12 protein-coding genes are annotated in these 13,324 nt (G+C 35.1%); 5 read left to right on the forward strand and 7 right to left on the reverse strand.

Going from position 1 to position 13,324, the window contains the following annotated elements; genetic code table 11:
• Positions 1-162: 162 nt before the first annotated feature.
• Complete coding sequence (locus tag PQ462_RS04625) at positions 163-2,310, forward strand: RICIN domain-containing protein (RefSeq protein WP_274252523.1); 2,148 nt, start codon at positions 163-165, stop codon at positions 2,308-2,310.
• A gap of 86 nt (positions 2,311-2,396) precedes the next feature.
• Here the strand turns inward: PQ462_RS04625 and ilvA are convergent, their stop codons facing one another.
• From ilvA to PQ462_RS04650, 5 genes are all read right to left on the reverse strand, one after another.
• Positions 2,397-3,641: a threonine ammonia-lyase IlvA gene (ilvA, locus tag PQ462_RS04630; protein WP_274252524.1), complete on the reverse strand. Its 1,245-nt coding sequence runs from the start codon at positions 3,639-3,641 to the stop codon at positions 2,397-2,399.
• Between the two features lie 326 nt (positions 3,642-3,967).
• Complete coding sequence (locus tag PQ462_RS04635) at positions 3,968-4,504, reverse strand: DUF4136 domain-containing protein (RefSeq protein WP_012023983.1); 537 nt, start codon at positions 4,502-4,504, stop codon at positions 3,968-3,970.
• Between the two features lie 30 nt (positions 4,505-4,534).
• Positions 4,535-6,511: a urocanate hydratase gene (locus PQ462_RS04640; RefSeq protein WP_274252525.1), complete on the reverse strand. Its 1,977-nt coding sequence runs from the start codon at positions 6,509-6,511 to the stop codon at positions 4,535-4,537.
• Positions 6,512-7,075: 564 nt separating this feature from the next.
• Positions 7,076-8,053, reverse strand: coding sequence for a 2-hydroxyacid dehydrogenase (locus PQ462_RS04645; RefSeq protein ID WP_274252526.1), 978 nt, complete (start codon positions 8,051-8,053; stop codon positions 7,076-7,078).
• Between the two features lie 16 nt (positions 8,054-8,069).
• A complete protein-coding gene (locus tag PQ462_RS04650; RefSeq protein ID WP_012023986.1) occupies positions 8,070-8,252 on the reverse strand; it encodes a DUF5522 domain-containing protein in 183 nt (60 codons plus the stop codon).
• A 116-nt stretch (positions 8,253-8,368) separates the two neighbouring features.
• Between PQ462_RS04650 and PQ462_RS04655 the strand changes: the two genes are divergently transcribed.
• Genes PQ462_RS04655 through hemL form a run of 4 tightly spaced genes read left to right on the forward strand, consistent with a single transcriptional unit; the run spans position 8,369 to position 11,906 of the window.
• On the forward strand, positions 8,369-8,710 hold the full coding sequence (locus tag PQ462_RS04655) for a hypothetical protein (protein ID WP_121362100.1): 342 nt from the start codon (positions 8,369-8,371) through the stop codon (positions 8,708-8,710).
• A 60-nt stretch (positions 8,711-8,770) separates the two neighbouring features.
• On the forward strand, positions 8,771-9,679 hold the full coding sequence (locus PQ462_RS04660) for a 1-aminocyclopropane-1-carboxylate deaminase/D-cysteine desulfhydrase (protein ID WP_274252527.1): 909 nt from the start codon (positions 8,771-8,773) through the stop codon (positions 9,677-9,679).
• Positions 9,672-10,568 (forward strand): glucosaminidase domain-containing protein, encoded by an 897-nt coding sequence (locus PQ462_RS04665; protein ID WP_274252528.1) that lies wholly within the window; start codon positions 9,672-9,674, stop codon positions 10,566-10,568. The genes PQ462_RS04660 and PQ462_RS04665 overlap by 8 nt, the downstream gene beginning before the upstream one ends.
• Before the next feature lie 51 nt (positions 10,569-10,619).
• Complete coding sequence (gene hemL, locus PQ462_RS04670; protein ID WP_274252529.1) at positions 10,620-11,906, forward strand: glutamate-1-semialdehyde 2,1-aminomutase; 1,287 nt, start codon at positions 10,620-10,622, stop codon at positions 11,904-11,906.
• Positions 11,907-11,945: 39 nt separating this feature from the next.
• On the opposite strand, the gene PQ462_RS04675 is transcribed toward hemL, so the two are convergent.
• Positions 11,946-12,683, reverse strand: coding sequence for a hypothetical protein (locus tag PQ462_RS04675; RefSeq protein ID WP_274252530.1), 738 nt, complete (start codon positions 12,681-12,683; stop codon positions 11,946-11,948).
• A gap of 163 nt (positions 12,684-12,846) precedes the next feature.
• On the reverse strand, positions 12,847-13,287 hold the full coding sequence (locus PQ462_RS04680) for a hypothetical protein (RefSeq protein ID WP_274252531.1): 441 nt from the start codon (positions 13,285-13,287) through the stop codon (positions 12,847-12,849).
• Between the last annotated feature and the right edge of the window lie 37 nt (positions 13,288-13,324).

Genomic DNA, 13,324 nt, shown 5'->3' on the forward strand with positions numbered 1-13,324 from the left:
TGAGTTTTTGTTAAGTTAATTTTTACAAATGATGTGTATTTGTAAAGTTCAAATTATATCGATTTCGTGAAAATTGAATTAATTTCGATGCGTTTTAATAAAATTAATCATAATAAAATGAGAAAAATTTAACTATCTACAAACCTCAAAAACCACAAAAAAATGCACAAAACTACTCAAAAACCTACAAATCGAGTGAGAAGCATAATGCAGGTCATTATCATGCTTTTATGTATTAATGTAAGCGCTCAGACTGTTACACCTTTTATAACATCTGGCGATCAGACAAGACTCCTGCAGCAGCAAGGTACAGTAAATTTCGGAACCAATTCCGGGACAAATCCCTCAACAGTTACGGTTAACGCAGGAACGACTTACCAGACAATGGACGGTTTTGGTTACACACTTACCGAAGGAAGTGCCGAAGTAATCAGCGGAATGGCGGCAACACAGCAAAATCAATTATTAAATGATTTGTATAATCCAAATACAGGATTAAATGCAAGCGTAGTTCGTATTAGTATTGCAGCTTCAGATTTAAGCAGTTCTTCTTATAGTTATAATGAAACTTCCGGCGATACCAATATGAACAATTTTAGTTTGAACGGACCGGATCTAACGTATTTAATTCCAATTATTAAAAAGATCCAGCAGATCAATCCAAACATTAAAATATTGGCAACACCGTGGTCAGCGCCCCGCTGGATGAAGACTAACAATTCATGGATAGGAGGAAGTCTGCAGACACAATATTATGCTGCTTATGCAAGATATTTTGTAAAATATCTTCAAGCTATGCAGGCACAGGGAATTCCAATTTGGGCAATCACACCTCAAAATGAACCTGAAAATCCGCATAATGAACCAAGTATGCTGATGAATTCTACAGAACAAAAGAATTTTATTAACCAGCAGCTTGGGCCTCAAATGGCATCAGCGGGTTTTGGAAATGTCAAAATCATAGCTTTTGATCATAACTGTGACAATACAGCTTATCCAATAGATGTATTAAACAACAGCAGTTATGTTGACGGTGCTGCGTTTCATTTGTATTTAGGAAATATTTCTGCAATGTCAACTGTAAAGACTCAAACAAACAAAAACGTTTATTTTACAGAACAATATACAGGTTCGGGCGGGAGTTTTAGCGGCGATTTTGGCTGGCACATGCAAAATGTAGTTATTGGAAGCACCAACAACTGGTCTAAAACAGTTTTAGAATGGAATGCAGCCAATAATTCTAGTTTAGGACCGCGCACGCCAGGCGGATGCAACACGTGTTTAGGTGCGATTACGGTTAATAACAGTACGAGTTATACCAGAAATGTGGCGTATTATATTATTGGGCAAATTTCTAAATATGTAAAACCGGGTGCATTAAGAATTGGTTCTTCGAGCACAAGCGGCAGTATTTTGTCAGTTGGATTTAAAAATCCTGACGGATCTATCGCTCTTGTAGTATATAATACTTCCGGATCATCAAATACAATAAAAGTGGTTTCGGGTTCATCAGCGTTTAATTATGCAGTTCCGGGTTCGTCAGCAGTTACTTTTACATGGGGAGCAGGAACGCCGCCTCCAACTGGTTTTCCGGGATATTATAATATCATTTCGAGAAACAGTAATAAAGGACTTGACGTAGCAGATAATTCATCAACAAGCGGTGGAAGAATTCAGCAATATGATATAACTAACGGCGGTGGAAATAACCAGCGTTGGAGATTTGTTTCTGATGGAGCCGGCAATTATTACATTATAGTAAAATCAACCGGAATGTATCTTGCAGTTGAAAATAATGGAACAGCAAATGGACTAAAAGTACAGCAGAGAACTTTCTCTAATTCTAATGAATTTAAATGGACGGTTGAAAGTCTTGGTGGAGGATATTATAAAATTACGAATGTAAATACTGGTAAGTCTCTTGATGTTGAAAGCGTTTCTACAGCAAATGGAGCCAATATTCAGGTTTGGGATTATACAGGAGGATTAAATCAGCAATGGCAGTTTGTTCAGGTTGAGTCTACGGCAAAAAAAGCGTTATCTGTAAGCCCTGAAGAAAATGAAAATACAGCTGATATGGCTGTTTATATTGATGAAGTAAGCAATCATTTAAAAATTGAAACAAATCACGAAGGCAGTGCCGATGTAGAAATATTCAATATCAACGGACAAAGCGTGTTAAAACGAAATGTAAATTTTGTAAAAGGAAATCTTTCTGAAATTGAAGTTTCGAGACTTCCAAAAGGAGTTTATATTGTGAGAGTAAACGATGGTGCAGGATCTTATTCTAAAAAAGTATTAAAACAATAATTATCAATTAAGGGTTCAATTAGTAATTTTATATTGATGCTTAAAAGGCTGTCTAATTTTTTTAGGCAGCCTTTTATTTTATCAATTTATCCTATTAATTGCGTAAACAAATCCTGATTATCGTTTAAGTATTGAAATTCAAAACCGTATTGTGTCATTTTCATTTTGATAGGCAGAATATCTTTTTTCTTTTTTAATTCTAAACCAACTACAACAGAACCAACTTCGCGGCTGTTTTTCTTGGCAAACTGAAAATAAGTAATGTCATCATCCGGACCTAAAATATTATTTACAAATTCTTTTAAAGCTCCCGGACGCTGCGGAAACTGAATCATGAAATAATGCATTAAACCTTCATAAAGCAGAGAACGTTCTTTTATTTCAGCAGTTCTTTCAATATCGTTGTTACTGCCGCTTACAACGCAGACTACATTTTTACCTTTAATTTTATCCTTGTAAAAATCCAAAGCTGCAATAGTTAAAGCGCCTGCAGGTTCTACAACCATCGCCTCTTCATTGTACAATCTTAAAATGGTTGTGCAGACTTTTCCCTCTGGAACGAGAATAATGTCTTCTAGATTATAACGGCAGATTTCAAAAGTTTTATCACCAACTTGTTTCACTGCTGCACCATCAACAAATTTGTCGATTGTTTTTAGTGCCGTATTTTTATTTTCTTCTATGGAAGTTTTCATCGAAGGAGCACCTTTTGGCTCAACGCCAATAATTTTAGTATTCGGACTTAAATGCCTGAAAACTTCCGACAATCCAGAAGCCAGTCCGCCGCCGCCAATAGGTACAAAAACATAATCAATAGGCTCTTTATATGTTTCCAATATTTCTAATCCAACAGTTCCCTGTCCGGCAATTACTTTTTCGTCATCAAAAGGGTGAATAAAAGTTTTGTGGTTTTTGATGGCATCTGCAGTTGCTGAGGCATACGCATCATCAAATGTATCTCCGGTTAAAACAATTTCAACAAACTTTTTTCCAAACAATTGTACTTGCTTTACTTTTTGTTTTGGAGTTGTTTTTGGCATATAGATTTTGCCGTTTATTTTAAGAAGATTACAAGAATAAGCAACACCCTGTGCATGATTACCAGCACTGGCACAGACAATTCCGTTTGCTTTTTCTTTTTCGTTTAACGAAGAAATCTTATTGTAAGCGCCCCGAATTTTGTATGAACGAACAATTTGTAAATCTTCTCGTTTTAATAAAATAGTAGATTTGAATTCGTCTGAAAGATTCAAATTTTGGGTTAAAGGCGTAGCAGAAATTACATTTTCGAGCTGCTTTTTGGCATTAAGTACTTCTTTAAATAAACTCATGATGTTTTTGTTTTCATTTTTTGCCACAGATTTAAAGGATGATTTTTTAATCTGTGAAATCTGTGGCAAAAAAATATTTGATTTAAAATCTTTTTTAAAATAAAAAACCTCCCAATTGGGAGGTTTCTATAAATTATATTTTACAAACTTATATAACACCTCGCCATCATTGCAGAATTGCAATAATGCTGATAATAGCGATAATAATGTTGTTAAAGTTTTTCATTTTTTTAGCTGATTGAACAGCAAATGTATTAATTATTTTGGAAAGTTCACAACTATTTAAAGTTTTATAAAAGCTGAAAACTACCAACTGTGACTGAAAACTATTTCTTCACCGGCGGATATTGAGCTAAAATTTTAGCAACAAATTCGGCAATTCTTTCATCTTTTTTATCGATGTTTCTTGTCAAAGTACCAATTCCTTCACCCTGCCAGATCATTTCTTTCTTTTTGGCATCGATTAAATCAATGTATAAAGTTCCTTCGGTAGAAGTAGAAACAGTAGTTTGGTTTCCGTACATCATCCACGGATTCCAGCCCCATCCCCAGCCGTAGCCCCATCCGGCACTGAATTGGTTTACATCAACCTGCTCTCTTGATTTTGTAAAAATATTTACCAATAAATCAGGATTGTCGCTTTTTGTAAAACCTTTAGCAGCCATTTGGTCATCAATTGCGCGAAGAATTCTTCTTTTATCTAAATCTGATATTTCGACTTTGTCAATTCCGGGCTTAAAGTAAGCGTATGTTTTATAAGGCGCAAAATCGACAGTTTTGTCATAATCAGAATAAACAGTCACAGTACTGCAAGAGCTAAGTATCAGCAGTAACAAAAGTGGAATTAACTTAAGTGTTTTCATATTTCTAAGAATTAATGTTCTCAATTTTAATTAAAGCAAACTTTCATCGACTAGATTAGGTAAAGTTACTTTTAATAACGGCTCAACTTCCATTGCTCTTTTTATAGCAAAAACAGCACCCTCGTTTCTTGCCCAGCTTCGTCTTGAAATTCCGTTGTTAACATCCCAGAAAAGCATTGACGCTAAACGCTTTGAAGCCTCTGTAGAACCATCAAGAACCATACCAAATCCGCCGTTTATAACCTCTCCCCAGCCAACGCCGCCGCCATTATGAATAGAAACCCAGGTTGCTCCTCTAAAGCTGTCGCCAATCACGTTATGAATCGCCATATCGGCAGTAAAGCGAGATCCATCATAAATGTTTGAAGTCTCTCTGTAAGGTGAGTCAGTTCCGGAAACGTCGTGGTGATCGCGTCCTAAAACAACTGCGCCAATTTCGCCTTTTGCAATTGCCTGATTAAATGCTTCGGCGATTTTAATTCTTCCTTCAGCATCAGCATATAAAATACGAGCTTGAGAGCCTACAACCAATTTATTTTCCTGTGCGCCTTTAATCCACTTAATGTTATCCTGCATTTGCTGCTGGATTTCATTTGGAGCTGTTTCGGCCATTTTTTCTAAAACTCCGCAGGCAATGGCGTCTGTTTTTAATAAATCTTCTGGTTTTCCTGAAGTACAAACCCAGCGGAAAGGACCAAATCCGTAATCGAAACACATTGGTCCCATAATATCCTGAACATAACTAGGATATTTAAAATCGATATTATTTTCGGCCATTACATCAGCTCCTGCACGAGAAGCTTCTAGTAAAAAGGCATTTCCATAATCAAAAAAGTAAGTTCCTTTAGCAGTGTGTTTATTAATAGCATCTGCATGACGGCGTAACGTTTCCTGAACTTTTACTTTAAATAATTCTGGATTCTCAGCCATCATTTTATTGGCATCTTCAAAAGAAACTCCAACCGGATAATAACCTCCAGCCCACGGATTATGAAGTGAAGTCTGATCTGAACCTAAATCAATCTTGATGTTTTCCTGATCAAAACGCTCCCAAACGTCAACCACATTTCCTAAATAAGCTATAGAAACGGTTTCTTTATTGGCTTTCGCCAAAGCTACTCTGGCAACCAATTCGTCTGTCGAAGTTACAACTTCATTAATCCATCCTTGTTCGTGACGGATTTTGGTAATCTTCGGATTTACTTCGGCGCAGACCGTAATACAACCTGCAATATTTCCGGCTTTTGGCTGTGCGCCTGACATTCCGCCAAGACCCGAAGTTACAAATAAACTTCCTTCTGGATTTTGTTTTATTTTTCTAAAACCGTTTAAAACTGTAATGGTTGTTCCATGTACAATTCCCTGCGGGCCAATATACATATAACTTCCTGCTGTCATTTGCCCATATTGTGAAACTCCTAAAGCATTCATTTTCTCCCAATCGTCCGGTTTAGAATAATTCGGGATTACCATTCCGTTTGTTACCACAACTCTTGGCGCTTCTTTATGAGAAGGGAACAATCCCATTGGGTGACCTGAATACATGGTTAAAGTCTGCTCATCTGTCATTTCAGACAAATATTGCATCGTCAATAAATATTGTGCCCAGTTTTGAAAAACAGCACCGTTTCCTCCATAGGTAATCAATTCATGCGGGTGTTGCGCTACGGCATAATCCAGATTGTTCTGAATCATGTGCATAATCGCTTTTGCCAGCAATGATTTTCCCGGATATTCGTCAATAGGTCTTGCGTACATTCTGTAATCAGGACGAAGACGATACATATAAATACGTCCGTATGTTTCTAATTCTTCTGAAAATTCAGGAATTAATTCGGCGTGATGTTTTGGATCAAAATAGCGCAAAGCATTTTTCAGCGCCAGCTTTTTTTCTTCTGCCGAAAGAATTTCTTTTCTTTTCGGAGCGTGATTAATAGCTGGGTCAAATGCCTGCTTTGGAGGTAATATAGAAGGTATTCCTTGTTGTATTTGTTCTTTGAAAGTCATTTTTTTAGAGATGCTAAGGTGCTGAGGATCTAAGATGCTAAGTTATTACAGTTAGATTAACAGCAGATTAATTTTTTGTTTTTTTAATTATGCCGCCCCGCTGGGGCTCAAATGTGACTGACGGTTATTTCTATAAATATATCGCTCCTCACGGAGCTTTTAAGTTTAGAAAAATCTATTTAAATATGCTGCGCCACTGCTCAAAAATGATGGACTGTTAATTGGTTCTATAAATATTTAGCTCTTCTGGAGCTGATAAAATAAAGCCTTGGAAAGGCGAAATATTTACAGAAAAACAATAATTACACCAATACAAAAGCTCCAGCGGAGCGAAATATTACCCAGCGAAATTGCAATTTAAAATCTGAAATTTATTTAAATATCTAATTTTCAAATTGTCACATTTTCTAATTAAAAAACTAGGGATAACGGATATCCGACCTATGATAGGATTTGTGGATTGTAATCCTAAATTTTCTCGAACGAATATCCATATTTGATATTTTAGATTGTTGATTTTAGATTGGGAAATTATCTTAATTATCAAATTGCCACATTATCTCATTAAGAATAAACTTCCTCATTAACACAAAACGGCATTTTTTTGCCTTCAATAACCGCAATTACATTTTGTGCTGCACAAACAGCCATTCCGTTTCGGGCTTCGTATGTTGCTGAACCAATATGCGGTAAAACGCAGCAATTTGCAAGCGACAATAACGGATTATCTTGTTTCATTGGTTCGGGATTGGTAACGTCTAATCCAGCGCCCCAGATTATATTATTAGTCAGCGCCTCAAACAAATCATTTTCATTATGAAATTTTCCTCTTGCGGTATTAATGAAAATCGAATTCGATTTCATTTTAGCAAAAGCATTTTTATTGAAAATCTCATTGTTTTCTGTACTGTAATTAGCATGAATACTCAAAACATCACTTTCGGTAAGCAGGGTTTCAAAATCTACGAATTTAGCATCCAATTCTTTTTCTACATCTTGTTTGCGAGAACGATTGTGGTAAATAATGTTCATTCCAAAAGCTGCTTTACACTTTTGCGCCATTTCAAAACCAATTCTTCCCAAACCAAATATTCCTAAAGTTTTACCATACAGTTCCTGCCCTAAATTGGCTAACGGATCAAAACTTCCCCAATCGTTGTTTAAAATTCTTCTATAGTTGAAAAATGATTTTCGGGCAACGCTCTGCATCAATAAAAATGCAACATCAGATGTCGCTCTGCTTAAAACATCGGGCGTATTTCCAATAGGAATTTTATGGCTGTTTGCCGATGGAATATTGACAGAATCAAATCCCACAGAAAACAAAGCAATACCTTTTAAATTGGGACATTGCTGAAAAAAATCTTCATCAAAAAAAATTTGGGTTCCAACATTTAAAAGAACATCGTTTTTCTGGCAGATTTTAATAAATTCTTCTCTGGATAATACATTTTCTGTTGGATTTATAGTCAGATTTATGTCTTTTTCCTGAAGTAATCTAAGACCAGCTTCGGGTATATTTTTATTGATAAAAACGTTCATTGCGTGTTATAGAATTTTATGAAGGTTTATTTATTCTTCCTGTTTTTTTATCATATCCGTACGGACAATGGCGACAGCCGCTTTTGCAGCAATAGCCTCTTTTTAAATGATGTTTTTCAGTAAAGCATTTATAACCTTCGGGCGTATAGTAAAAATCTTCGCCTTCGATTAATTTATTTTCATTACTTTGCTCTTTCATAAATCTGCTTCGTGTTCTTTTTTGAATAAACTAAAAATCAAAAATATAAATATTTGATTGTGATTTTATTGAAATCGAACAATTTTATAGCTACAAATTTATAAATTTTACAGCCAATGTTTCTGATTGTTGCCAAATATTTAATTCCGAAAGGTTATCGAGGAATGGCTGTATTTCCGTTTGTAATTGCAAAATATGATTATGATAAGACAAATAAAGTTTTTGTTAATCATGAAAAAATCCATTTAAGACAACAATTGGAGCTTCTAGTGATTCCGTTTTTTATCTGGTATTTTTTTGAATATTTAATTCGTCTCATTCAATATAAAAATGGGGCTTTGGCGTATCGAAATATTAGTTTTGAAAGAGAAGCTTACGCAAAAGAAACCGACATGAATTATTTAAAAAAACGATCTTTTTTTCAGTTTTCACATTACATAAAAATCAATAAGCATTAAAGGTATTAAGACAAAGATTATCACTTTTGACTTTCGACTTTTGACTTTCAGCTATTAAAAATGAATCCAGTTTTCAATCAAAATATAAATATTCAGTTTCCAAATCATATTTCGCTGACTATAAAGCGTGAAGATTTAATTCATCCGTTTGTTTCGGGCAATAAATTCAGAAAACTAAAATACAATTTACTTAAGGCAAAAGCCGAAAATAAAGAAACTTTACTGACTTTTGGCGGAGCATTTTCCAATCATATTGCAGCAGTTGCTTATGCAGGAAAAGAACAAGGCTTTAAAACCATCGGAATAATTCGAGGCGATGAACTTTTGGACAAAATACAGGAAAATCCAACCTTGAAATTTGCTCAGGAAAACGGAATGCAGTTTGAGTTTGTTTCGAGAGAAGAGTACCGTTTAAAAAGTGAAAAGTCGTTTATAGAAAAGCTGAAAGACAAGTTCGGTGATTTTTATTTGGTTCCGGAAGGAGGAACAAATGAACTTGCTGTAAAGGGCTGCGAGGAGATTTTGACAGAAGAAGATTCGGTTTTTAATTACGTATGCTGTGCAGTTGGAACAGGCGGCACAATTTCGGGATTAATTAATAATGCATTGCCAAATCAGAAAATTTTGGGCTTTCCAGCGTTAAAAGGTGACTTTTTAAACGATGAAATTCGTATTTTTGCAAATAAAGATAACTGGAATTTAATTTCTGACTATCATTTTGGAGGTTATGGCAAGATAAATTTAGAATTAATTGAATTTATTAATTCTTTTTTTGAAGAAACAAAAGTGCCCTTAGATCCAATTTATACAGGAAAGATGGTTTTTGGCGTTATAGATTTAATAAACAAAAATTATTTTCCTGCACATTCAAAAATTTTACTCATTCACACAGGCGGATTGCAGGGAATAGACGGAATGAATATAAAGTTGAAGCAGAAGAAATTACCAATACTCAAAACCAATGATTAAAAAAATTGTATTACTTCTCGTAATATTAGCTTTAGCAAGCTGCTCTTCTAGTAAGCCTGCCATCGCGACGACTAAAAAAGCGGCAGCCGTTCAAACCAGAACCGCATCAGCAAAAAGAACTACTTCTGCTAAACCTACTGCTAAATATCCTTCGACAAATAATACAACTGAGGTTATTCAATCTACTTCAAAAACAGTTGTTACCAGTGATTTAATCAATAATTATGTTTTGCAATACAAAGACATTGCAATGGGAAACATGAAAACTTACGGCATTCCGGCAAGTATTATTTTAGCACAGGGAATTTTAGAATCGGGTGCGGGCAGAGGAGATTTAGCTGTAGATGCTAATAATCATTTTGGAATTAAATGTCATAATGATTGGCTGGGAGAAAGTGTTCGCCACGACGATGACTCAGCTCAGGAATGTTTTAGAAAATATCCGCAGGCATCTGAATCCTATAGAGATCATGCCTTATTTTTGGTTGGGAAAAAGCGATATGCGACCTTATTTACTTACGAAAAAGACGATTATAAATCCTGGGCAAAAGGTTTGAGAGCGGCAGGTTATGCAACAGATCCGAAATATCCAGACAAGCTGATTAGTTATATTGAACGTTATAATCTGCATCAATATGATTGTCAGGTTACAGGAAGAAACTATGTGCCAATTAATACTTCGGTTCCGCCAAAAAAATCATCTTATGATGTCGCGTCAGACCCTAAGATCAATATGAATTCAAACGATCCTAATTTATACGAAGTTCAAAAAGGAGATACGTTATACTCAATTTCGAAAAAATTCAACTTATTAGTTGATGATTTAAAACAAAAGAATAATCTAACTGATAATGCAATTTCGATTGGGCAGAGGTTGAGAGTGAAATAATTATCAATTGATAATTGACAATTAACAATTATCAAGAAATCTAAAATAAGAATGTTATATAAAAGAAGTAGTCAGCTTTTTGCTGAAGCAGAAAAAGTAATTCCGGGAGGAGTAAATTCACCAGTAAGAGCCTTTAAAGCAGTTGGCGGAACTCCGATTTTTGTAAAAAGTGCCAAAGGTGCTTATTTATATGATGAAGACGGAAACAAATTAATAGATTACATCAACTCTTGGGGACCAATGGTTTTAGGCCATGCTTATCAGCCGGTTGTTGATGCTGTAATCGAAAAAGCAAAACTGGGAACTTCATTTGGAATGCCGACAGAATTGGAAACAGAAATTGCTGCTTTAGCCGTTTCTATGGTTCCAAATATTGACAAAATACGTTTTGTAAATTCGGGTACAGAAGCTTGTATGAGCGCAATTCGTCTGGCTCGCGGATTTACTAAAAGAGACAAAATCATCAAATTTGCAGGTTGCTACCACGGACATTCTGATTCATTCCTGATTCAGGCAGGAAGCGGGGCAGTAACTTTTGGATCTCCAAATAGTCCAGGGGTTACAGAAGGAACTGCAAAAGATACTTTATTAGCAAAATACAATGATTTAGAGAATGTAAAAACTTTAATAGAAGCTAACAAAGGAGAAATTGCTGCTATCATTATCGAAGCTGTTGCTGGAAATATGGGTTGTATTCCACCAGCAAAAGGTTTCTTGCAAGGTTTAAGAGATTTGTGTACAGCAAACGGAATCTTATTGATTTTTGATGAGGTAATGACTGGTTTCCGTTTAGCACGCGGCGGAGTTCAGGAATTATATGGAATTGATGCTGATATTGTGACTTTCGGAAAAGTTATTGGCGGGGGGCTTCCTGTTGGAGCATTTGCAGCACGCGAAGAAATCATGAATTATTTAGCTCCTCTTGGACCCGTTTATCAGGCAGGAACATTATCTGGAAATCCGTTAGCAATGGCTGCTGGATTGGCAATGTTAAAAGCTCTTGATTCAGATAGAGAAATTTTTACACGTTTAGAAGAAAAAACAGCTTATTTAGAAGCAGGAATCGACAGAGTTTTAAAAGCTAATAATGTTGTATTTACGATTAATAGAGTAGGTTCTATGATTTCGGTTCACTTTGATGCAGATCCGGTGACAGATTTTAAAACTGCTGCAAAAGGAGATAACGAAACGTTTAGGAAATTCTTCCACGGATTACTGCAGGAAGGAGTTTACATTGCACCATCTGCATACGAAACTTGGTTTATTACAGATGCTTTAACGTATGAAGATTTAGATTTTACAATTAATGCGATCGACAAGGTTTCGAAAACATTTTAATAACAAAAAAGAGGCTTTTAAAGCCTCTTTTTTTATGCATTATTTTTTGTCTTTTCTGTGTTCTTTCATTTTGTCTTTATGCTCTTTTTGAATTGCGGTCCATTTTTTATATTGATCTGCATTCAAAATAGATTTCATTTTAGCATCATACGCTTTGTGATCTTCTTCCATTTGTTTTTTCATGGCTTTTTTGTCAGCATCTGTTGGCTGAATACCAGAATCTCTTCTGCTTTTTTTAAGCATCGCCATTTTTGTACTTCTGTCAGATAAAAGTTCACCGATTTGTTTTTGCTGATCTGCATTTAAGTTTAAATCAGTTGTCAGTTTTTGCAAATGAGCTTGGTCACGTTCCTGTGGTGATTTAAAATGACCTTTGTGGTCTCCTTTGTGATCTTTATAGTCTTTTTTTAAAGCTGTCCATTTTGTGTATTGATCAGCATTTAAAATGGCTTTCATTTTAGCATCAGTCGCTTCTTTATCAGCTTTCATTTGTTTTTTAAATGCTTCTTTTTCTTCAGCTGTAGGTTTTGTTTTGTTGTTTTTTCTATCTTCTCTAAACTTTTCTGCTTTTGCACTTCTTTCAGCCAAAAGCTGTTTTACCTGTTCCTGTTGATTTTTATCTAAGTTCAAATCAGAAGTTAATTTTTGCAAATGTTTCTCACTGCGTTGTTCCGGAGTTAATTTTTCGCGTTGATCTTGTGCCGGTTTCTGATTGATGTCTTGTGCAAAACTTACTATTCCAACGAATAATAAAGCAGCAATAAATAATTTTTTCATTTTTCGTCTTTTTTAAAGGTTTATAGCAATTAGACTTCTACAGGTTTATTAAGTTTAATGGCATTTTCAGGTTTATCTTTTATTTAACAGAAAGTATTAAGAAAAATATAATGTTATTTAAAAAACAAAAAAGAGGCTTGCGGCCTCTTTTTGTAAAAACTAATTAGTTGTTTTCTTTTCTATATTCTTTCATTTTTTCTCTGGCTTTGTCTTTATTTTTTTCTTGTAAAGTATGCCATTTTGTGTATTGATCTGCTGTTAAGATTGTTTTCATTTTAGCATCGTTAGCATCTTTTTCTGCTTTAAGTTCATTTTTAAGAGCTTCTCTTTCGGCTGCAGTTGGTTTGGTGCCGCTGTCTTTTTTATCTTTTCTTTCTGCTCTTAGTTTTTCTGCTTTCGCACTTCTTTCTGCCAATAACTGTTTTACCTGAGCCTGCTGATTAGCATCTAAACTCAATTCGGAAGTCAGTTTTTGTAATTGCTTTTCATTACGCTGTTCCGGAGTCAGTCTTTCTCTCTGTTCGCGTTCCGGGTTTTGATCTGTGTCTTGTGCAAAGCCTGCTATTCCAACAAATAACATTGCTGCGATAAATAATTTTTTCATGATTTGTCTTTTTAAGGTTATAGCGTTTAGACTATAA

This window comes from Flavobacterium sp. KACC 22758 (assembly GCF_028736135.1).
Lineage (GTDB): Bacteria > Bacteroidota > Bacteroidia > Flavobacteriales > Flavobacteriaceae > Flavobacterium > Flavobacterium johnsoniae.